Origin of the sequence: Methanoplanus sp. FWC-SCC4, assembly GCF_032878975.1 — an archaeon.
Lineage (GTDB): Archaea > Halobacteriota > Methanomicrobia > Methanomicrobiales > Methanomicrobiaceae > Methanochimaera > Methanochimaera problematica.
The window spans coordinates 2,021,186-2,040,816 of the sequence record NZ_CP043875.1; the positions used below are offsets into that span (position 1 = coordinate 2,021,186).

The 19,631-nt window shown below is 41.9% G+C and carries 24 protein-coding genes, 1 tRNA gene and 1 other RNA gene; 16 read left to right on the plus strand and 10 right to left on the minus strand.

The window, feature by feature from the left end:
- Window positions 1-37 precede the first annotated feature (37 nt).
- Genes F1737_RS10210 through F1737_RS10220 form a run of 3 tightly spaced genes read left to right on the plus strand, consistent with a single transcriptional unit; the run spans window position 38 to window position 1,112 of the window.
- A complete protein-coding gene (locus F1737_RS10210; protein ID WP_317136475.1) occupies window positions 38-664 on the plus strand; it encodes a uridylate kinase in 627 nt (208 codons plus the stop codon).
- Between the two features lie 22 nt (window positions 665-686).
- On the plus strand, window positions 687-848 hold the full coding sequence (locus F1737_RS10215) for a zinc finger domain-containing protein (RefSeq protein WP_317136476.1): 162 nt from the start codon (window positions 687-689) through the stop codon (window positions 846-848).
- Between the two features lie 3 nt (window positions 849-851).
- Window positions 852-1,112 carry an elongation factor 1-beta gene (locus F1737_RS10220; RefSeq protein ID WP_317136477.1) on the plus strand — a complete coding sequence of 87 codons (261 nt, stop codon included), beginning with the start codon at window positions 852-854 and terminating at the stop codon, window positions 1,110-1,112.
- A gap of 218 nt (window positions 1,113-1,330) precedes the next feature.
- Here F1737_RS10220 and F1737_RS10225 read toward each other — a convergent pair whose 3' ends face one another.
- The 4 genes from F1737_RS10225 to hxlB all read right to left on the minus strand — a co-directional run bounded on the left by F1737_RS10225 (window position 1,331) and on the right by hxlB (window position 4,351).
- Complete coding sequence (locus F1737_RS10225) at window positions 1,331-2,290, minus strand: malate dehydrogenase (RefSeq protein WP_317136478.1); 960 nt, start codon at window positions 2,288-2,290, stop codon at window positions 1,331-1,333.
- Between the two features lie 11 nt (window positions 2,291-2,301).
- Window positions 2,302-2,615: signal recognition particle sRNA (ffs, locus tag F1737_RS10230), an RNA gene on the minus strand.
- A gap of 13 nt (window positions 2,616-2,628) precedes the next feature.
- Window positions 2,629-3,684: a hypothetical protein gene (locus F1737_RS10235; RefSeq protein ID WP_317136479.1), complete on the minus strand. Its 1,056-nt coding sequence runs from the start codon at window positions 3,682-3,684 to the stop codon at window positions 2,629-2,631.
- A 46-nt stretch (window positions 3,685-3,730) separates the two neighbouring features.
- Window positions 3,731-4,351 (minus strand): 6-phospho-3-hexuloisomerase, encoded by a 621-nt coding sequence (gene hxlB / locus F1737_RS10240; RefSeq protein WP_317136480.1) that lies wholly within the window; start codon window positions 4,349-4,351, stop codon window positions 3,731-3,733.
- Window positions 4,352-4,582: 231 nt separating this feature from the next.
- Between hxlB and F1737_RS10245 the strand changes: the two genes are divergently transcribed.
- Together F1737_RS10245 and F1737_RS10250 are read left to right on the plus strand one after the other, a co-directional pair.
- Window positions 4,583-4,984 carry a hypothetical protein gene (locus F1737_RS10245; protein ID WP_317136481.1) on the plus strand — a complete coding sequence of 134 codons (402 nt, stop codon included), beginning with the start codon at window positions 4,583-4,585 and terminating at the stop codon, window positions 4,982-4,984.
- 62 nt (window positions 4,985-5,046) lie between these two features.
- Complete coding sequence (locus F1737_RS10250) at window positions 5,047-5,667, plus strand: class I SAM-dependent methyltransferase (RefSeq protein WP_317136482.1); 621 nt, start codon at window positions 5,047-5,049, stop codon at window positions 5,665-5,667.
- A gap of 30 nt (window positions 5,668-5,697) precedes the next feature.
- Here the strand turns inward: F1737_RS10250 and F1737_RS10255 are convergent, their stop codons facing one another.
- Entirely contained in the window at window positions 5,698-6,078 is a 381-nt protein-coding gene (locus F1737_RS10255) for a YigZ family protein (RefSeq protein WP_317136483.1), read from the minus strand.
- A 162-nt stretch (window positions 6,079-6,240) separates the two neighbouring features.
- Here F1737_RS10255 and F1737_RS10260 point away from each other — a divergent pair, with 162 nt between their 5' ends.
- Window positions 6,241-6,855 carry a hypothetical protein gene (locus tag F1737_RS10260; RefSeq protein WP_317136484.1) on the plus strand — a complete coding sequence of 205 codons (615 nt, stop codon included), beginning with the start codon at window positions 6,241-6,243 and terminating at the stop codon, window positions 6,853-6,855.
- 225 nt (window positions 6,856-7,080) lie between these two features.
- A tRNA-Ile gene (locus F1737_RS10265) sits at window positions 7,081-7,152 on the plus strand.
- A 74-nt stretch (window positions 7,153-7,226) separates the two neighbouring features.
- On the opposite strand, the gene F1737_RS10270 is transcribed toward F1737_RS10265, so the two are convergent.
- On the minus strand, window positions 7,227-7,787 hold the full coding sequence (locus F1737_RS10270; RefSeq protein WP_317136485.1) for a HEAT repeat domain-containing protein: 561 nt from the start codon (window positions 7,785-7,787) through the stop codon (window positions 7,227-7,229).
- A 45-nt stretch (window positions 7,788-7,832) separates the two neighbouring features.
- On the minus strand, window positions 7,833-8,675 hold the full coding sequence (locus tag F1737_RS10275) for a rhomboid family intramembrane serine protease (RefSeq protein WP_317136486.1): 843 nt from the start codon (window positions 8,673-8,675) through the stop codon (window positions 7,833-7,835).
- Window positions 8,676-8,875: 200 nt separating this feature from the next.
- On the opposite strand from F1737_RS10275, the gene F1737_RS10280 reads away from it, so the two are divergent.
- The 4 genes from F1737_RS10280 (at window position 8,876) to F1737_RS10295 (ending at window position 12,125) form a co-directional block, all read left to right on the plus strand.
- Window positions 8,876-9,820 carry a deoxyhypusine synthase gene (locus F1737_RS10280; RefSeq protein ID WP_317136487.1) on the plus strand — a complete coding sequence of 315 codons (945 nt, stop codon included), beginning with the start codon at window positions 8,876-8,878 and terminating at the stop codon, window positions 9,818-9,820.
- Window positions 9,817-10,452 carry an orotidine-5'-phosphate decarboxylase gene (gene pyrF / locus F1737_RS10285; RefSeq protein ID WP_317136488.1) on the plus strand — a complete coding sequence of 212 codons (636 nt, stop codon included), beginning with the start codon at window positions 9,817-9,819 and terminating at the stop codon, window positions 10,450-10,452. The genes F1737_RS10280 and pyrF overlap by 4 nt, the downstream gene beginning before the upstream one ends.
- Before the next feature lie 387 nt (window positions 10,453-10,839).
- On the plus strand, window positions 10,840-11,202 hold the full coding sequence (gene nrdD, locus F1737_RS10290; protein WP_317136489.1) for an anaerobic ribonucleoside-triphosphate reductase: 363 nt from the start codon (window positions 10,840-10,842) through the stop codon (window positions 11,200-11,202).
- Window positions 11,199-12,125, plus strand: a complete 927-nt coding sequence (locus F1737_RS10295) for an adenosylcobinamide amidohydrolase (RefSeq protein ID WP_317136490.1) — start codon at window positions 11,199-11,201, stop codon at window positions 12,123-12,125. Before nrdD ends, F1737_RS10295 begins: the two co-directional genes overlap by 4 nt.
- A 54-nt stretch (window positions 12,126-12,179) precedes the next feature.
- On the opposite strand, the gene F1737_RS10300 is transcribed toward F1737_RS10295, so the two are convergent.
- Window positions 12,180-12,371, minus strand: a complete 192-nt coding sequence (locus tag F1737_RS10300) for a DUF1858 domain-containing protein (RefSeq protein WP_317136491.1) — start codon at window positions 12,369-12,371, stop codon at window positions 12,180-12,182.
- Window positions 12,372-12,510: 139 nt separating this feature from the next.
- Between F1737_RS10300 and F1737_RS10305 the strand changes: the two genes are divergently transcribed.
- The 5 genes from F1737_RS10305 to F1737_RS10325 all read left to right on the plus strand — a co-directional run bounded on the left by F1737_RS10305 (window position 12,511) and on the right by F1737_RS10325 (window position 17,837).
- A complete protein-coding gene (locus tag F1737_RS10305) occupies window positions 12,511-13,758 on the plus strand; it encodes a nucleotide-binding protein (protein WP_317136492.1) in 1,248 nt (415 codons plus the stop codon).
- Entirely contained in the window at window positions 13,758-14,345 is a 588-nt protein-coding gene (locus tag F1737_RS10310) for a nucleic acid-binding protein (RefSeq protein WP_317136493.1), read from the plus strand. The genes F1737_RS10305 and F1737_RS10310 overlap by 1 nt, the downstream gene beginning before the upstream one ends.
- Before the next feature lie 294 nt (window positions 14,346-14,639).
- A complete protein-coding gene (locus F1737_RS10315) occupies window positions 14,640-15,089 on the plus strand; it encodes a hypothetical protein (RefSeq protein WP_317136494.1) in 450 nt (149 codons plus the stop codon).
- Window positions 15,090-15,315: 226 nt separating this feature from the next.
- Window positions 15,316-17,325, plus strand: coding sequence for a PAS domain-containing methyl-accepting chemotaxis protein (locus F1737_RS10320; protein WP_317136495.1), 2,010 nt, complete (start codon window positions 15,316-15,318; stop codon window positions 17,323-17,325).
- A 29-nt stretch (window positions 17,326-17,354) separates the two neighbouring features.
- Window positions 17,355-17,837, plus strand: coding sequence for a chemotaxis protein CheW (locus F1737_RS10325; RefSeq protein WP_317136496.1), 483 nt, complete (start codon window positions 17,355-17,357; stop codon window positions 17,835-17,837).
- Window positions 17,838-17,842: 5 nt separating this feature from the next.
- Here F1737_RS10325 and F1737_RS10330 read toward each other — a convergent pair whose 3' ends face one another.
- Together F1737_RS10330 and F1737_RS10335 are read right to left on the minus strand one after the other, a co-directional pair.
- Complete coding sequence (locus F1737_RS10330) at window positions 17,843-18,970, minus strand: cation:proton antiporter (RefSeq protein WP_317136497.1); 1,128 nt, start codon at window positions 18,968-18,970, stop codon at window positions 17,843-17,845.
- Entirely contained in the window at window positions 18,967-19,455 is a 489-nt protein-coding gene (locus F1737_RS10335) for a cation:proton antiporter regulatory subunit (protein WP_317136498.1), read from the minus strand. The genes F1737_RS10330 and F1737_RS10335 overlap by 4 nt, the downstream gene beginning before the upstream one ends.
- Window positions 19,456-19,631: the final 176 nt, after the last annotated feature.

The window sequence follows — 19,631 nt, forward strand, 5'->3', positions numbered from 1 at the left end:
AAGGTGTTATGATCTATCAGGTAATATATCTGGCGAAATGAAAAGCGATTCAAAACCTCTTGTCGTCAAACTGGGAGGAAGCCTGATTGATGCTCTCGGGGAAATTGTTCCGCTGCTTATGTCAGCTGAAAGGAATATGCTCATTATTCCGGGAGGAGGAGTTTTTGCGGACAATATCAGGGAGATAAATCCCGATCCCGACACTGCACACTGGATGGCAATACTTGCAATGGAGCAGTACGGATACCTTATATCATCATCAGGGGAGGAGGATGTGTGGGAGGAGATGGAAGTCCCCGACAAACCAAAAGTCATGCTTCCATACAGAATTTTAAAGGAAAGAGACCCCCTTCCTCATTCATGGGATATTACATCTGACACAATCGCCGCATGGTTTGCATCAGAACTTGATGCCGACCTTCTTTTGTTAAAGTCGGTTGACGGCCTTACAAGAAATAAGGAAATTGTCAGCGACGTCTGCGTAGATGAAAAATTTCAGGAAGTCGATCCATGCCTGATCTCTTTTGTTTTGGACAATAATATCGACACATGGGTAATTAATGCAAGAAATGCGCCTAATTTAAAAGCATTTTTTGAAGGAAGAAACTTTTTGGGAACACACATCCATAGGAAGTTTTTAAGTTTAAAGAAACCGAATTTATAAGATAACTTCAGGAGATAAGATTATGGCTACAGAAAAATGTACTTCGTGTCAGGCTCCACTTTCAGAGCCAGGCTGGACAAAATTCGAGTGTCCAAAGTGTCGTGAGGTCATCTACAGGTGCCACAGATGCAGGCACCAGAGCATTCCGTACGTTTGCAAATCATGCGGATATCAGGGGCCGTGAACCATGGGTGACGTCGTAATTATCCTCAGGGTAATGCCGGAATCACCGGAAGTTGATATTGAAGGCCTCAAAAGTGCTATTGTAGAGAAATATCCGGGAACAAAGGATGTTCAGGAAGATCCTATCGGATTCGGTCTCGTTGCACTCAAGGTTGCAATAGTAATTCCGGACGGGGAAGCTGGAGCTTCAGAGGAAGCAGAGAAAGCAATTCAGGAAATCGAAGGCGTAGAGAGCGCTGAAATTGTCTCACTCACCCTTACCTGAATTCAAAGATTATTGGGAATAATCAAAACAATTCCAAATAATTTTTAAAATTCCAAAAAACAAAATTTGCATTTCTTAAGCGCTTTTATTCATTATTTATTATACTTTGGTTTTTACCATAAAGGATAACGAAGGATCCAGAGATAACCTTTGCTAAAGGCTCGTTGTATAAGCTTATATTTTGGAAAACAGATGAATAAAATAATTAAAAATGCCTCTTAAAGCGGCATGCTTTGATCCAAATCCGCCATGATTTCAGACGTTACATTACGGATTTTTTCAACAGACTGCTGAAAGCCCGTAACCTCGGATTCATCAATTCTAATCGGTACAGGAAATGCCCCTTCACGGTTAAGGCGTGCAGGAACTCCGATACACACATCACCAATATTATGAACCTCACTTTTGATGTATGCCGAAACCGAAAGAATTCTGTTTTCATTTCCGAGAACTGTTCTTACCAGGGTTGAAATTGCCGCAGCAGGGCCGTAGATTGTCGCACCACTTTTTTCGATGATATGCAGTCCCGCAGTTCTCACACGGTCAACCATCTCATCCTTTGGAAGGCTTGAGAACGCCGGAAGGTTCTGTATCTGAATACCCCCGATAGTAGTCGCAGACCACAAAGGCACCATACTCTCGCCGTGTTCACCAACGATACGGGTATGAACCTCACTTACATGAACATTAAAATGGTCGGCAACAAAGGACTTCAGCCTCATTGAGTCAAGATGCGTTCCAAGGCCGAACACTCTGTTGGGGGGAAATCCCGAATATTTCAGAGCAACGGCAGTCATCACATCAACCGGATTGGATACAACAAGTATAATTGAATCCGGCGAATATGCAGCGATCATTTTAGCATAATTCGCAACAATTTTAGCATTCTTTTTTGCAAGGTCGATTCTGTCCTGTCCTTTGTGTCGCGGAACCCCGGAATTTATAATAACAATATCAGAATCCCGAAGATCTTCTGGATTTATGCTCCACTCAAGATCAAGGTTTCGCCCAAGTGCTGCAAAAGAGTCTATAAAATCGCATTTTGTTCCTTCAAGAACATCTTCGTTACCTTCTCTCCCAAAGAGAACAATATTTGTTACGAAAGGAATTCTTGAAACAGAATAAGCGGCAAACTGCCCTACCTTCCCGGTTGCACCGATGACGGTTACTTTTGCCATAATTGCACCAAAAAGGGACACGTAAAGAGGTGGGAATCACGTTTCCAGTCTCCACGTAGTACCCCTCCTCCACCCTGCAACCCTATGGGCACCAGACGTTCACGGTAAGTCTGCTCCCTTCCGGGCCTGGACCGGTCCCCGCGATAAAAGGCCTCCATTCCCTCCGGAATTTTGGTATCTCTCCGCTGATCTCACAGGACAAGGCTTCGCAGTCGGGGAAAATACGCTTTGAAAAGATCGCCAAAGCCGCCCTCTAAACTTCGTCCCCTGCATAACGGCGGTTTCAGGTTATAGGTGACGCCTAACCACCCGGACTAGTCCCCAGTATAATTTAAACCTTAAGGGATAAAAGCATGACCACCGGTATTTGTTTTCCACTTTGAAATTGCACCAGAGATAAATTCAGTATTTTTTTTCTCAAAGAAATCAAGTGCAGTCAGGGTTTCACCTTTGGGGATGTATGGTGCAAGATTTTTCAAATCGCCCTGATAGACCTTAAATTCTCCATAAGGGGACTTTGCGCATGCCACTGTAATTATTTTTTCACCTGCCGGATTTTCTTTAAGAGATGAATAATCAGACAGGAGTCTGAATTCTGAAATACCAAGAAGTGTCCTGTTGGAAAAGAGGTTTACAGAACTCCAGAATGCCGCAGCATACCACAAATCATTGAAAACAACAGAATTTACGCCAAAAAGGGCTGCTGAAATTCCAAGAGTCCCTGCGCCGGAACAGGCATCCACAAAAATATCCGGGAGATATTTGTGAATATTCGAGCGAACCGACATTATTTTCGGATCAAATCCTCTCGGAAACTCAATATGCATTGCAGACTGCTCTTTGTATATCAAAAATGGCTGTCTTCCGGCATGGAATACATCACACCTTACATCACAGCCGGCAAGAAGCCTGTTTTTATGAAAAGAGAAACCCTCCTCACCACAGGAGATGCCGGGAACCATATTTTCATCCTTTAGTACCCCGCCAACTTCAGGCACTTCATCAACAATGCGTTTTGCAGACTTCAAAGAGACATACTTTGAGAGTAAAACCAGGCTTTTTGCGGGAAGGTGCGGCGGTCTCCTCATTGCAAATCCGGGATTTACAAGGGGCATCCCGACAGACATCAGAGGCATATCAGGACTTATGTCACGTTCTTCTGCCATTATGAAGTAGCAGTGACACAAAACGTCATCGATGAATCTTTTTCCGCACGAAGGACAGGGCATGGAAAAATCTTCTGAAGGCGGCTTTCTTTTGTCCCTTATTTTTTCACCACAACTTTTGCAGGGCAAAAATATGGTTTCAAGGGAGTTTATTATTTCAGCAGAATCTTTTATGCAGTTTCCACCGCATACAGGACAGGTCATGCCTTTTGATAACAGATCAGACAATTTTTTTCACCGTAAAAATCAGGTTTTCCAAGGATTTCCGGAAAAATTACTGTATGTTTGAAAGCCTGCCCATAACATCAGATATTTCGCATTTTTTTATATCCATTACAGCCCCTATGACTGCATCTGAAAATATCATTGCGGATGTTTCAAAAAGGGTACCGATAGGAGACAGCGGTAATGCAAGTGATTTATAGCCGCCTGTAAGCTGCCGGACCTCAAAAGTGTTGGGCCATTCACTATCAGACGGAGGAACGGAAGGCAGCACAACAACGCAGTCGGCGAGTTCGGATATTCTCGACTCTTTATGGGATGTTATCAGACACAGACACCCTCCAAGTGACTTTGACGTTTCTGCGATGTCAACAACAGAATTTGTCTCACCGGAGCCTGAGAAGATTACGACAAGATCGTCTTTTCTCATTGCAGGGGTTACAGTCTCCCCGACAACATAGCTGTCAAGACCTATGTGCATGAGTCTCATTGCAAAAGCACGCCCGATAAGACCTGATCTGCCCGCTCCGGCAACATAAATTCTCCTCTCTTTTATGAGTTCGCCAACCATGCAGTCAATCCTCTCCTGCGATATCGCATCAATTACAGAAGAGATCTCACTCACCATAACCCTCATATTGTCCTTTACGTCTCTGTTCCTGCACCCTGTCATTACAAAATATTATAGTTCAGGTAGTACTTAAATCCTGAAGGAATTCAGACCAATAGATAATGGGAAAATTCAAATTAGCGCTTTGAGATCACTAAAAAGAAAATATTACAATTTATCATTATATATACCCGAAATCCTGAGCAGAGATTTACTTTCACACCGCACGGCCTTTGTTCATATACATCTGCACTAATCTCTCTTTTAAAAATATACGGGAGAGTGATTATAAAAATGCAAAAAGCCGGGTATATAAAAAAGAGCGGCTATCATGCGGATGACCAGGAGGGATCTGCCCACCAGATACTTGAAATCCGGATATCAGGCAGACTTTTCGGAGTTAAAATCCACGATGCCAGACGTGCCATATATACAGGCCTTTCATGCCCTGTCTGGAAGTTAAAACACAGCAGAGGCCAGCATATTACATGGATAGAAGGCAGCATGACACTTTCAAACTCCAAAAAAGCTGTAAATATCAGATTAAATAACGGTGGTCTTTACACGGCATCGGCAGCATCTTTAAAAAGCATTATTTCAGGATACACAGGTTACCTGATTGTCTCAAAAATCAGACAACCTGCAAAAAATCCGGTTCAGCATCAGTCTTTGATAACCCCGTGGATAACTGCCTGACAACCAAAAAAACCGCCGGTTCCTAAAATTAAATCCGCACGTAATACCAAAATATCATAACAATGAGCAACTACTCAACTGCCTGGGACGAACAATATAAAAAAGCAGGGGCATTATGGGCAGGTGCGGCAAGAGAACTTCCAAAAGTGCCTGAGGACTCAAAGGTTCTTGAACTCGGATGCGGAAACGGGAAAACAGCACATGAACTTGAAAAAAAAGGCTGTTTTACTTATGCAGTTGACTTTTCCGGCAACGCCGCATTACTTTGCAGAAATAAATCGTCCATGCCCGGGAGAACGGAGGCCTTTGTCGCTGATGCATCAGTACTCCCGTTTAAGAATGAAACATTTGATACCATTATTGCCTTTCATATCACAGGCCACTCCGAGAGGGAAAACAGATACAAAATATCCAAAGAAATCCAAAGGGTTCTCAAAAAAAACGGAACGATTCATATTGCCGAATTCAGCACTGAGGACATGAGATTCGGCGGGGGCATTACAACCGAAGAAAATTCTTTTGTAAAGGGAAACGGAATAATGACTCACTTTTTTTTGGAAGAAGAAATAAAAAACCTGTTCTCGTGGGGTAAAGCTGTGTCAGTACGGACAGACAGGTGGGAAATCAAAGTGAGGGGAGTTGTTCATAAAAGAGCAGAAATTTTGGCATCTTTTATAAAATAAAGACACTTTTTGGATATTCAATATAATATTCTATTTCAGGGTCTCCTGATAATATTTTATCGCCGCGTCTCCGGAATCCCGAAATGCCCTTGTCACTCCTGAAGGCCCAAGTTTTATACCCCCAAAGACTCTTGAAACAATAATTGCATGACTTTCAAGACCATTGGTCACCAGAAGATTATGAAGTGTCCGCCCCGGATGACCTACCTCCCCGTCGTTTTTGTACTCCTCAAATAATTTTCCATCAGCCATCCTCAGATTCATCGCAGCGCAGTGATGGGCGGCTTTTTTGTATTTTTTCTGATGAAGCGATATTATTTCATGAAATTCGTCAGGATATTCAATAAGGTATAAATGAACAAAAAATCGTGATTTTTTCAACTCATATTTTACGGCCGCAAGTTCCTGCATAAATTCTCCAGAAAGTGTCTGCACATAAACAAAAAAGTGTTATTGGCTTATCCGGGTCAAAGAACTCTGACGGATACTCGCAGAAAAGTATATCTAATCTGGCAATTATGAAGGGATGAACAGATAATCATTCCAAATGAGGTAACAGGTGCTGAGAAAATTATGAGATTCAAGCCGGGAGTCATTCTGACATATTTTTTCCAGTTTCTTATATTTCTGATAGTGCTCTCAAGCATACTTACAGGATTTTATGAATTTGCAATCGGCGGAATATTTGCACTTTTTCTCTCATTCGCACCTATGATTGCCAAAAGAAGAATAAATATTACACTTCCCTGGGGGCTCACATTCCTAATAGCCCTCTCGCTTTACATTCATCTGGCAGGGGAATACTTCGGATATTACCTTATGTTCTCCCCATATTATGACAAAACAGCACATTTCATTTCCGGTGCAACCATCGGACTTCTTGGATTTACTCTCGTATTAATCCTCGACCGCTACACTGAGATAAATCTTAACCGGCATCTGATTGTCCTCATGATTGTGATGTTTACACTTGGGTTTGGCGCAATCTGGGAAATTCTTGAATTTTCAATGGATACATTCTTCGGGGGTAACATGCAGCACGGGAACGCCGACACCATGCTTGACATGATCTTTGTCCTCTTTGCATCCATTGTGGTTGCGTTTATTGGAAATTTTTATCTGCGGAAATTTCCAAAAGAAGAGGTTGCACAGATCTTTGCCGGAAATTTAAATATAAAATATCCATGAATATCAGTTTTTTTTGCAAAATATAATCTCAAAGGGTTTTATTATTTGCAAAATACAAAAAACTGACATAGTTATTCCGGCAAGTAAGACTCACAATCTTTTTTACCACCAATGGACTAATTAATTATACACAGCCGGTGTCTGTCCGGGTTAACATATGAATCAAATGCCCCCCATTGTTTCATATGTTAAACGGGCTACCGGTTGCTTATTATAATTATCTGGGGGCCTGTAGCTTAGTGGTGGAGCGCCCGGCTCATAACCGGGCGGTCATGCGTTCGAATCGCATCAGGCCCATACTGTTTTTTTAATTGTTATATTTCATCAGAAATAATCAGGATTCTGAATAAAGAATAATTTTTTTACTTTTTTTAATCAAAACCCGGACGCTCTGCAAGATCCCCTCTTCCAAGACGTCTCACGGCATCCCTCGCTGCCATACGGACTTTTACATCATCATCCTCAAGAAGGGGAATTATGTCATCAACAACATCCCAGTAACTTAACATCCCCAAGGCCTCAACGGCAGATACACGAACACCATTGTTCACATTACTAAGGAGGGGGACAATCCGGTCAACACAGGATCTCTCACCAAGCATTCCGATAGAGCGTGCAGCACCTCTCCTGACCCACTTATCCTCATATTTCATCATTGAGAGGAGGGGTTCAACCGCCCTTTTGTCTTTAAGCTTCCCCAGAGAACAGACCAGCAAATACAATATTTCAGGTTCACTCTCACCCTCAAGACACCTGATCAGAGGTTCAACAGCTCTTAAATCCCCGGAATTTCCCAGAGATTCCACAGCTTTGGCCCTGAAGGGAAGGCTTTTATGCTCAAGCTGCCCGATTAAAATCTGAAAATTTTCTTCTTTTCTCCTCTGCATCTCAAAATAATGTCTGGCCTTTGGGTCATCCCTCTCATTCCTCATACCTGAAGGGTATTTATAATCCCACCAAATTTAACGGTTATTGTATCATATTGCAAAGGAAGTCAGAACCGGTATGCCGGTGAGCAGCAATATCAAAATAATATTTGATACCTTATGCCTGATATCTCCATAAATCAGCATTGATGCAACAACCGGAGGAATCAGCCAGCCGTATGAAAACCCGGCAAGATGCGCAAAAGGATTGACATTCGAATTTATATCAAAAATTATGATGTAAACGGGAATAAAGATCAAAAATGCGACAAAAAAAAGAAACGGGAAATACTCCATGTTCACACTTTTCTCGGAATGGCTTGTCCTGCATATTTTTCTGGTAATCAGTCTTGCAAACATAAAAGAACTCAAAAACATCAAAAAGCCCATAAACTCCCAGACTATCCCTGAAAATCCAAGGGAATATTTAACCTCATCTGCAAACCCGCCCGTATTCCTGAATATTACCGATATTCCCGAAACAGAAAAAGGAACCAGGAAAAAAAAGATGAAATAAATTATCGGGACGGTCTTTTTTGGCATATGCAAATCAAGAGCTGGAAAAACCAGGAAAAACTCCCCGTATATCACCACTGAGATTAGTATGAAAGTCCTCAGATTGTCCTCTATATGACCGGGATTTAAAGGATTATGAATATAATTTGAAAGGAAATAAGAAACAAAATTTGGATCATCATAATCCAGAATAAAGTATTTTATCACAATCTCATCAGGGATTGAGCCGTTGATCACAAAAGACTGAAGGAGATAAAGGATGGCAGGTACACAAATTACCATCAAAAGAAACAAAATTCCATGGATCAGATTAATTTTCCTGATATCGCCGGCTGACCTTTCGTCATCAAAATTCTGATCCTCCTGTTTATTGTCCAAAAATTACCCCCCCTAAATAATGAACATCAGGTAATACTGGAGAGATTTATAATTTGTATATATATCAAAACTTCTCCCCTTCTCCAAAAAGATCTCACATTACGGCCTGAACAAAAGACCTTCTCTCCGCAACTGTAGAACACTTAATCAATTTTAGCAATAAATATATAACAAATATTTGTGAGGCTTGTTTTCAAACTATGAATTTTGAGGATATATGCGGCACTCCGGTAATACAGGCAAGAGTAAGAGCCGGAATGACTGTCGGAGAATTAGTTGAAGAGTATGGTAAATCGCGTGCTTACAATGCAGGATCACTCTGGCATGCTGTGAACATCTATGAAAAGATGTTAAAAGACGAAGAGGCAACCAAATTTTTCGGGCTTTCAGGAGCGATGGTGCCCGGAGGAATGGGCGGAGTAGTCACGGACTTAATAGATGCAGGACATATCGATGTCCTTGTATCAACAGGTGCAAACCTGACACATGATACAATAGAGGCAATAGGATGCAGACACTACCACGGAACAGAGGTATGTGATGATGTACTCCTGCGCGAAGAGGAAATTAACAGAATATATGATGTCTTCCTTCCAAACGACGCTTTCGTAAAATTCGAAGAGTTTCTCCAGGACGTCTTCGGACAGATGGAAAGGGGCTCAAAGGTTTCAATACAGGAGGTTACCCGCCTCATAGGAGATAACCTGGACACAGGCATTCTTGCAACCGCCGCAAAGAAAAATATCCCGGTATACTGCCCTGCCATTCAGGATTCCATGATAGGACTTCAGTACTGGATGTTCAACCAGACAGGGGGCGTTACAGTCGATGCCTTTAAGGATGTTTCCGGACTCATGGACATCTGCTTTAACGCAAAGCGCTCAGGCGCCATGCTTATCGGAGGAGGAGTTCCCAAAAACTACATCTTCCAGAGCATGCTGATGACTCCAAAAGGATTTGACTATGCCGTACAGCTTACAGGCGACAGGCCGGATCTCGGAGGCCTTTCAGGAGCAACACTTGAGGAAGCAAAGTCATGGGGAAAAATCACTGAAGAGGCCTCATCACAGACAGTCTACGGCGATGCATCAATAAATTTCCCGCTTCTTGTAGCAGCCACACTTGAAAGGATTGAAAGAGGATGACAGATCTGATTCTTGCACTTGATGTGCTTACCAGAGAAGAGGCAATAGAAATAGCCGAAAAGACTGCTCCCTGTCTTGATTCAATTAAAATTGGCTACCCGCTTGTTTTGGGAGCAGGACTCTCAATTGCAGGAGAACTTGCAGAATTCGGACTTCCCCTTATTGCAGACTTCAAGGTTGCCGATATCCCGAATACAAACAGGCTCATCGCCGAACACGTATTTGAGGCAGGATTTTCTGCCATAATCACTCAGGGATTTACAGGTTCAGATTCAGTTACTTCATGTGTTGAAGCTGCACATGATGCAGGCGGGGAATGCTACGTGGTTGCAGAGATGAGCCACCCCGGAGCACTTGAATTCCTTAGCGGAGAAAATGCAGAAAAGATTGCAGGAATGGCTGTCAAATGCAATGCGGACGGAATCATTGCACCTGCAACAAGACCTGACAGGGTCAGGAAACTTAGGGAAATTATCGGCAGCAAAAAAATTCTTTCACCCGGAATAGGAGCACAGGGCGGAAGCGCAAAGGATATTGCAAATATGATTGACGGCATGATAGTCGGGCGCTCCATATATCAGGCTGAAGACCCGGCAAAAGCCGCCAGGGAATATTCAGAATTCCGCCGATGATGAGTTGACCGTTCTGAAAAATATTTCAAAAATCAGTGATGCCAATAAAACATCACACAGGCTGACCGTGAAAACAGGAATAAAGATCAGAGATTTTTTTGCCTGCTTCATGGAAGGCATTAATTTTTGAGATACAGTGATGAACCCTATGAGTCACCTGAGGCGATCTTAAATAATTACAATAAAAATGTCCATCACTTTTTATTTAAAAAATAAATTAGAAAATAGCTTCTTTTTAAAAATCGGACTGTAAATACAGGCATAGAATAACTCTATTTTAAAAAATAGTGCTTCAAGAGTTAATGGAATGGAAGTAACTTCCTGCATTCCTGTTTCAAATCCGGCCATATCAAAAATCTTTATTTGTAAGCTGGGAGATTTTAATGCATGATCTGGACAGAAGAGCAAATGAAAATCGCTAAAAAATATAAGTCGCTTGAAGAAATACCGGTGGAAGAGCGCCGGTACAAGTGCCACACCTGCAATCACATTGTAGATGAGACCCCGTGCCCTGCCTGCGGCGAGACAAATCTTGAGATTATGTGTCCTCTTGATCACTGTCACTGTCAGCACAATATCATCGAAAAAATCGAATACTGCCCTCTCTGCGGACAGCCGGTCTGCCCCGAATGCGGATGCCATGACGTATCACAGGTTTCACGCGTTACAGGATACCTTGCGGATGTTGCAGGCTGGAACCAGGGCAAACAGCAGGAATTAAAAGATCGTGCACACTATAACGTAGCATGAGATATTTTACCCGCAATAATACTCTTTTTCTAAGGGGTAAATTCAGAGCAGCAAGTACAGGGGTCGGGGGAGGAATTTCCGATGTCACAACAATATTCAACCATACCGTGCCATCAGGATTCTGCCACGAATCCCCAATAGAATATATTAAACAAATCCTTGCCGACAACCAATTCACCGCGGAAGAACAGGGGAATGAACAATTTTTCGGGATGCTCACGGCTGTCCCGATTAAAAATCTCTGCGTCTTTTCTTACGGATTTATTACGGTTTTTATAACAGCAGGAGTGACCAACCCGAATCCAAAAGGGCCGAACACAATAAACATAATTGTACACTCAAGAGAAGGTCTCCTGGAAGGTGCTCTCCTTGAAATGATAATAACGGCCACCGAAGCAAAAGCCCACGCACTTTTTGAGATGGGATATAATTTCACCGGCACTACAACGGATGAGGTTGTTGTGGCATATAACAGCGATTCAGAAATTGTTCATGAATACGCAGGTACATTCACAGAGGCCGGTAAAAGAGTCTATGAATGTGTCAGTTTTGGCGTTCCGCACGCGATCAGGAGATACGAAAATCTCGAAGAAGGGATGACATCCTTTTTTGTGTACAGCACCCTGAGAGGAAACGAGTGGGTTGAATGGGACAAAGAAAACTGCCCGTATTATCCCTGTCATTTCAACGGCCAGAAATGTGATCTCTGCTACTGCCCGTTTTATCCGTGCTCTGACGAGTCACTCGGGGACTGGGTGGATTCATCGGACGGTAAAAAAGTCTGGGGATGCACACGGTGCCATTTAAATCACCATCCTGAAGTAATCACTTTCCTTTCAAAAAACCCAGAAGCAACACTCAGGGAAACAATTGAATTTGCCAGAGAAAAAGGGCTTAAGCTCGCTCCAAATTCAACAGAATAAAGAGAAATAAAATCCGGAAAGTGAAATCAGAATAAAATATAAATTTGGATTTTTTTACTGTTCGATTCCAAGTGCATCAAGAAGTTCTGCAAGAGGAATTCCGTGTCCTTCTGCTGCCTGCCTGATGGTTTCACCGCTTGCAAGTGCGCAACCGACACATCCCATACCAAAGCGCATGAGAATCTGTGCTGCTTCAGGTTTTTCCTGCAATAAATCTGTTAATGGACTGTCTGCTGTTAATGCCATGTAATCCATGTTGGTATCTAATATACTTAATTAATTCTAAAAGGCGCAAAGACACCCCTGTGAATGCTTCACTTTCACACCGCACGGGAACAGAATATATACCGGATCAGATGTGATAATTAACTGGAGATGTGTAAAAATGGATATCAATCCAGAGATAATAGAAAGAATCTCCCGGAATATTGAGGAAAAAGGCGGTTCTGCAGATAAAAACAGAATCATTTCTAAAATGAACCTTCTTGTATCGGAGTTTTCAATTCCGGCAGAAGAGGCTGAGAGAACAGTTACAAATGAGATTATTCGTGAACAAAATCTCAACTTTTCAGGTTCATCATCCGGTTCCGGAGAAACAGTACCGATAGCAGACGCAAACCCGGGAGACTGGGTTACAGTCGAGGGAAAGATCGTTTCGGTTTCAACTCCGCCATCCCCCTCAATGGCTCAGACAGGAATTATTTCGGATGAGTCGGGAGCCATCAGATTTGTTGTCTGGGCAAAGGCAAACGCGCCTTTGATGGAGGAGCTGAAATGGTACAGAATCGAGTCGGCAACAGTTGATGAATATCGTGGTGCGTCAAGCATGAAAATCCATTCAGGCACTACGATTACGGAGATTGAAGAGGACAGGCCGCTTATGCCCGAACCGGTACCGATTTCAGATCTTAAGCCGGGCGTTGGAACAATCAGGGCCAAGGTTATTCAGAACTGGGAACCGCGCCATGAAAGAATGTTTCAGTCCGGAATGCTGGGGGATGAAACAGCCACTATCTCATTCATATCCTGGAAAAGCGAAAACAACCAGAAGCTTGAGGAAGGAAAGGTTTACAACATTTACTACGCAGGAGTGGATGAATATCAGGGCAGGCTTTCCCTGAATATCACCGATGCAATGCCTCTTGAGGATGAAAATGCCGATATTGATGTCGCATCAGGCAATGTAACACTCTCCGGTGCTTTTGTACACATGGGAAGCAATTCAGGACTTATTAAAAGATGCCCGGTCGAAGGGTGCAACAGGGCCTTAAACCGCCAGAACTTCTGCCCTGTTCATGAAATCCAAAACGACTTCAGATACGATTTAAGGATTACAGGCTTCCTGGACGACGGAAATAAAGCAACAAGTGTTCTTATAAAAAGAGAAGAAGTTGAAACGATTACAGGAACAACTCTTGAAAAGGCAATAGAGATGGCAGAGAACAATCCTCTCGGATTTGATGATGTTCTCTTAAACATGCAGAAAGTGCTTGTCGGAAAATACCTAACCTGCCAGGGCAACGATATGGACGGAACCCTCCTTGTTAAGAAGTGTAATATTCAGGAATATGATACAACCGGTCATACAAATCTGATAAACAGGGCGGCAGAAAAAACAGGGGGCAAAGAATAATGCCGGAAAACCAGAAAAACCAAAGACAGACGGTCAGTTATGTAAGAGAGCCTGCAAAGCGTGTCTTTGCTTCAGAACTTCGCGAGTCAAGACTTCAGTTTAAGGACGGAAGTGATGAAAAAAGCCCTGCATATGTGATGCTCCCGACAGGCGAGAGATGCAACAGAATCTTCTTCTGCGGCCAGATGACACAAAAAGAGAGACGCGGAGATCAGAACATGTTTTACTCTGTCCGTGTTACTGACCCCACAGGTATCTTTTTCATAAACGCGGGAAGTTACCAGCAGGATGCAATGCAGCAGATCTCACAGATTGAACCTGGTGCCTATGTTGCAGTCATAGGAAAACCGTCAATAAGGGAAACGGATGACGGTTCGGTATTCATCACCATAAGAGCAGAAAGTGTCTCGGAAATCGACCTTGAAACATGCAGAATCTGGGTTGATGACACCGCAAGGCTGACCCTCGACCGCCTCGATCAGTTTGGAAACACTGATGATTCAAAGAAGGCAGACCAATTTTACAACACAAATATACAGGGCTTAAGAGAGATGGTGTACAACGCACTAATTAGAGCCGATATCTAAAAATTAACCAGAATTTAAAAGAGATAATATCATAAGAAAATGTAAATTCCGGTTTCAGATGGAAATGATACTCACATTTTCATCAGAGAGTGCCTGGAAAAAATATTTCCATGCATTTTTTTCTTTTACAGGAGTTTTCATTAATTTAAAATTCATAAAGACCTCACAGGATCGCAACTTATCCTGATAATCAAATAAAAATTGTTTTAATCATTAAAGGATTCAATAATTTGTTAAAGTTCACCGGATAACCAATTTATTACAATAATCCTTTTTAATCGCAGGTAAAACAAAATGTCGGCAAATCGTGATCTGGAGAATAAAAGACGTGCACTTGCAGGTTACCTCGGGGTCGGTCCGGACAAAATCACAGATTCAAAAGGAACAATATACTCATTTAAGGCATTTTACCACGGGCCTAACAGGGCATATCTCGTACTTAATGAAATAGAAGCAAATGTAGCTGCAAGAAGGGCAATAAAATCAAGATTATGGCTGATTGCTCTCGAATCAATATATTCGTACTTTGATATTGATTCATATCCTGCCGATGCACTCGACAAAATCCCGCATGATCAGATTCGAAAGATCAATGCAGAAATTGTAACGCTTGTCGAGAAAAGCTGCGGAACAGAAATTCTTGCTGAAAAAATGCTTAAGCTTGGAAACCGGTCCAATATACTCGCAGACTACGACCAAAAAGAGATCAGATTCGAAGACTACTATATCTACAGACTTTTTTGAAAAATCCCTAATAATTCAAAAAGGCGAATTGTCCAGGGTTTTACCGGATAATATTCCCCTAAACTATGATTTTCATCCGCTATGCACAAAAGGCATGCAAAAAAGATATGCCCATAATTAATAAAAGACCATATTTATTAAGGAGATATATCAAGAAGTTAATTTAAAACTTCATTTTATTTATTTAGATATTTGGAATTATAAACACCAGGAAGGTGAGGGGAAAATGACACTTGAAGAGATTACGACTGCTCTGAAATCAGCAATAAACGGAGATTACGGTATAAGGATAAACACAGAAGGATTAAACAAAGAATATCTCGAGCTCGCAGAAACAATAAACAAGGCAGTAGAATCCCTAACAGAGGCAAAAAAAAACGGGGAAAGCATGTCCCTGATGTTTTACCAAAATCCGTTACCGATGGTTCTCATAGACAGGGATTTCAAACCGGTCGATATGAATCTGTCATATGAAAAAATGATGGGAAAATCCAAAGCCGAGCTTTTTAATACCTCTGTGAATGACTACAGCGTCAGGCTGATTAAAGGGGATACAACCGACAAATTGTTTTCATCAGGCAGGGATACAAAATGTGAACTTGAATTTACATATAAAGACGGCAGGGCCTTAATTGCTGAACAATACGGGGTGCCTCTTAAAGATAATTCAGGAAACATCCAAAATGCTCTCTTCATATTCAACGATATAACCAAAGAACGAAAAGAGGAAGAAAATAACAAAAAGCAGCTTTTAAAAATTAAGGATCTCCAGAAAAGATCCGAGGTCATCGTACAGCAAAATCCGATGCCAATCATTCTTGCAGACAAAAAATTCAATATAAAGGTCGTAAATGAAGCATACATAAACCTCAGCGGAATTGAACGCGAAAAGCTTCTTTCAATGAGCCTGAGGGATTTTGAACTTCTTGATACAAAAGGACAGGGGCTCAAATATGTCTTTGAAACCAAAAAAAGAAGCTATGCGGAAGTAACAGTTCGGTTTTCAAAGGGAGATGCCATTTTAGAGCAGTACGGAATACCTGTACTGGACCACAATAATGAAATCTCCGACATACTCATCGTCTACAATGACATTACAGAGACCAGAAAACAGCATGAAGAGATTGAAAATCTAATGAATGATGCCAGAGCAAGAGCACTGGCCTTAGAAGAAAGCATAGATGAGGTAGCGGAGGGTATGACTGAATTAAGGGCAGGAAACTTCACATACGAAATACCCGTAAAAGATAATGATCCCCTCATTTTGTTAAAAGAAAATTACAATGCCGCAGTCGTTGAAAACAGAAAGCTCTTCAGGGGTGCCCTTACAGCTGTGACGGAGATCGAAAACAGCATGGAGGATGCTCTAAACGGAACTACGGATATTGCAAAAGCTTCAGAGCAGGTTGCAGTCAACAGCCAGTCAGCCGCTGAAGTTTCAAACAGACTCTTTCTGGAGATTGACGGAATCACGCATGCAATTTCAGACCTCTCCGCATCAAACGAAGAGATTGCAAGTACATCCCAGGAAATTCTGGATCAGTCAAACAGCGTAAGCAAAAAAGGAAATGAGGCCCGGGACATTGGCCATGAAGCAACTGAAAAAATGAATTCCGTTGCAAAAATAACAAAAGAAAGCGTTCTGGAAATAGAGGAGCTAAACACACAGCTTCATGAAATAAACACTGTCGTAAAGATGATTACCGAAATCACAAACCAGATTAACATGCTTGCCCTCAACGCTGCAATTGAAGCAGCACGTGCAGGCGAACACGGAAGAGGTTTTGCGGTTGTCGCAGGAGAGGTAAAAAATCTTGCAGGCGAGGCAAGAAGCGCTACAGAAAAAATTGATTATGTAATTGATTCAATACAAAAGAGAAGTGAAGAGACCGTAAGTTCGATCAAATCCGCCAATGCAGAAGTAATATCCGGAGTAAGCAGCGTAAATCTGACAATAGAATCGCTTAACGGCATAGTTGAGGGATCTAATCAGGTCTCATTAAACATGAGTGAGATTGTAAAGGCAATTGAGGATCAGGCAAATATCACAACCAGAATTGTAGCCGACGCCGAAAAAGGCAACAACCTGACACAAAAATCCCAGACTGAAATTGAAGAACTTGCAGCACTTTCTGAAGAGACAAATGCCTCTGTGGAAGAGATAAACAGTGCAATAAATGAAGTTACAGACCTTGCACAGGAACTAGAAAAGTCGTTATCACATCTTAAGGTGTAGGTTAGATTAACAAAGGAATCTGAAGCCATATGACAATAATTGACATCGTAGAATTTGAGATTGGAAATGAGCATTACGCACTGGACATTAATCTTGCAAGGGAAATCGTGGAGATGGTGGAGATCACCCCGGTTCCAAGAGCCCCTGATATTATTGCAGGTATTATCAATCTGAGGGGAGAGATTACAAATATTATTAATCTGAGTCATATTCTCAATCTTAAAGAAAAAAATGAGCGCAAAGAACAGAAAATAATTGTCCTTGTACCGGAAGCCGCAGAAGGATCAAATGTGGGAATAATTGTCGATGATGTACAATCTGTCCTCCAGGTTTCAGGAGAAGATATTGAAGCCATAAAAGGAGACCTTGCAGGTGATGCCTATGTCAGGGGAGTTATCAAAGTTCCCGATTCATCCGCCACAGATGACAGTGACAAGTCAAAAAAACTGATTATCTGGCTGGATATAGGCGAACTTTTACACGACATGCTTGAATCTGCAAAAAGAAGATAATTTTTTCATGCGGGGTTCTTCTTCCCTGCAATTATTTTTTTAAAATATTTTTTCAGATGTTTTGAATATTTACCGGTAAGGCCGCCTATGATTGAAGTCACGAGAACCATCACGGCAACGGTGCCGGAAATTAAGGGTGATCCATAATATCCTGCAATTGCAAGTGAGAATTCACCCCTTGATGTAGTCTCTGACCATATGTCAATGCCTGACCAGTAACTCCCGTGAATTTTTTTGCCTATGAGAATTCCGGAGATCAGTTTACTTAATATCGCAAGGATTGAAAGGCCGAGGACCGGCACTATTGGAATGCCATTTGAAAGATCAACGGAAATTCCAAAAAATACAAAGAATATTATCAGAAATATATCCCTAAACGGCATTGCATGCTTCTCAAGCAGTTCGGGACTTGTAACCGAAAGTGCTGTTCCAAGGGCAATTGCAGTCAGGGTTTCAGGGATACCGACAATATCCGAAATTCCTGCCACTGTTAATACAAGCGTAAACGTAAACAAAAGCGGAAGTTCATCATCACGCGACAGAAGTGCGGATATCTTTGATTTAAAGCCATATACAAGAACAAAGAATGCTGCAATCACCATAAATGCCATTCCCAGAGTTTCTAAAGGATTTTCTCCGGATGCTGAGAAGAAAACAATGATGAAGAGCAGAATTATGTCCTCAAAGACCATAAGCCACAATATAGTCTCGGATTCAGGTGCCGCCAGTTTTCTGTTTTCAATAAGTGAAGCAACCGCCATTGCAGAGCTGCTTATGTAAAAGGCACATGCAATAACCACTGCCTCTTCAACCGGAAAACCAAGGAGAACAGAACCAAAAAATCCTAACATTATGTTTATTCCAAGATCAATCGTTCCCGAAGAGACAAAGGAGCCCTTCCTTCCTATCAGTTCGGAAGGCTTGAGCTCAAGACCCATTGTGAACAACAGAAATATCAGACCCAGACTTGTAAGAAAGTCTGAGATTTCACTTGTCTGAACAATACCAAGACCGCTTGCACCAAGAATCAGTCCGGCAAGCATATAGAGAGGTATTGGCGGGAAGTTGAACTTCTTTGATATGATTGCAAAGCACAGGCAAAAAAACAGAGCAAGAGCTATGCCTTCCATCATGGCTTTATAAATTCCTCCTCAAATCTTTTCAGCTGTTCAGACTCTCCAATGACAAGCACGGAATCACCTTTTAAAAAGACGAAATCAGCCGGAGGATTGACCTGACTTTCCCCCCTGCGACTCACTGCAACAACCGTTGCGCCGGTCTTTGAACGTATCTGAAGATCCAAAAGCCGTTTCCCGTCAACCCTTTCATTAAGGTGATATGTATGAACCTTAATCGAGAGGTCTGAAAGTGCTGAGAATACAACACTGATCTCTTCTTCATCAGCCTCCAGTACTGCCCCGGTCAGTACATTTCCAATCCTTCGTGATTCAAAAGGCGTCAGTCTTGCAGAGGCCGACTCAATACCATCCCCGGATTCGACATATAACTGCACACCCCCGCCTTTTTCCATGTAAACCATCATAATTCTGTCGCCGGATTCAGTATCCATCTCATATTTTGTGCCTACACCCGGCAGATCTTTCGATGTAAACGTCATTGAAATGAAGAATACATCTTAAAAGTTATCTATATTTTGGTATAGTCCTCCGGTAAACCAAAAAACTAAAAAAATACCCCTGAACAGATAAAGATCATTTTTAACACGAATGCAGTACAGATTAAAATTAATCAGATAACTCTTCCTGTATTCACTTTAAAATAACGGAAGATTTT

Bases quoted from the DNA above. Each gene is read 5' to 3' on its own strand.
- F1737_RS10210 (WP_317136475.1), top strand. From the start codon at position 38: ATGAAAAGCGATTCAAAACCTCTTGTCGTCAAACTGGGAGGAAGCCTG.
- F1737_RS10215 (WP_317136476.1), top strand. From the start codon at position 687: ATGGCTACAGAAAAATGTACTTCGTGTCAGGCTCCACTTTCAGAGCCA.
- F1737_RS10220 (WP_317136477.1), top strand. From the start codon at position 852: ATGGGTGACGTCGTAATTATCCTCAGGGTAATGCCGGAATCACCGGAA.
- F1737_RS10225 (WP_317136478.1), bottom strand. From the start codon at position 2,290: ATGGCAAAAGTAACCGTCATCGGTGCAACCGGGAAGGTAGGGCAGTTT.
- hxlB (WP_317136480.1), bottom strand. From the start codon at position 4,351: ATGACAGGGTGCAGGAACAGAGACGTAAAGGACAATATGAGGGTTATG.
- F1737_RS10245 (WP_317136481.1), top strand. From the start codon at position 4,583: ATGCAAAAAGCCGGGTATATAAAAAAGAGCGGCTATCATGCGGATGAC.
- F1737_RS10250 (WP_317136482.1), top strand. From the start codon at position 5,047: ATGAGCAACTACTCAACTGCCTGGGACGAACAATATAAAAAAGCAGGG.
- F1737_RS10255 (WP_317136483.1), bottom strand. From the start codon at position 6,078: ATGCAGGAACTTGCGGCCGTAAAATATGAGTTGAAAAAATCACGATTT.
- F1737_RS10260 (WP_317136484.1), top strand. From the start codon at position 6,241: ATGAGATTCAAGCCGGGAGTCATTCTGACATATTTTTTCCAGTTTCTT.
- F1737_RS10270 (WP_317136485.1), bottom strand. From the start codon at position 7,787: ATGAGGAATGAGAGGGATGACCCAAAGGCCAGACATTATTTTGAGATG.
- F1737_RS10280 (WP_317136487.1), top strand. From the start codon at position 8,876: ATGAATTTTGAGGATATATGCGGCACTCCGGTAATACAGGCAAGAGTA.
- pyrF (WP_317136488.1), top strand. From the start codon at position 9,817: ATGACAGATCTGATTCTTGCACTTGATGTGCTTACCAGAGAAGAGGCA.
- nrdD (WP_317136489.1), top strand. From the start codon at position 10,840: ATGATCTGGACAGAAGAGCAAATGAAAATCGCTAAAAAATATAAGTCG.
- F1737_RS10295 (WP_317136490.1), top strand. From the start codon at position 11,199: ATGAGATATTTTACCCGCAATAATACTCTTTTTCTAAGGGGTAAATTC.
- F1737_RS10300 (WP_317136491.1), bottom strand. From the start codon at position 12,371: ATGGCATTAACAGCAGACAGTCCATTAACAGATTTATTGCAGGAAAAA.
- F1737_RS10305 (WP_317136492.1), top strand. From the start codon at position 12,511: ATGGATATCAATCCAGAGATAATAGAAAGAATCTCCCGGAATATTGAG.
- F1737_RS10310 (WP_317136493.1), top strand. From the start codon at position 13,758: ATGCCGGAAAACCAGAAAAACCAAAGACAGACGGTCAGTTATGTAAGA.
- F1737_RS10315 (WP_317136494.1), top strand. From the start codon at position 14,640: ATGTCGGCAAATCGTGATCTGGAGAATAAAAGACGTGCACTTGCAGGT.
- F1737_RS10320 (WP_317136495.1), top strand. From the start codon at position 15,316: ATGACACTTGAAGAGATTACGACTGCTCTGAAATCAGCAATAAACGGA.
- F1737_RS10325 (WP_317136496.1), top strand. From the start codon at position 17,355: ATGACAATAATTGACATCGTAGAATTTGAGATTGGAAATGAGCATTAC.
- F1737_RS10330 (WP_317136497.1), bottom strand. From the start codon at position 18,970: ATGATGGAAGGCATAGCTCTTGCTCTGTTTTTTTGCCTGTGCTTTGCA.
- F1737_RS10335 (WP_317136498.1), bottom strand. From the start codon at position 19,455: ATGACGTTTACATCGAAAGATCTGCCGGGTGTAGGCACAAAATATGAG.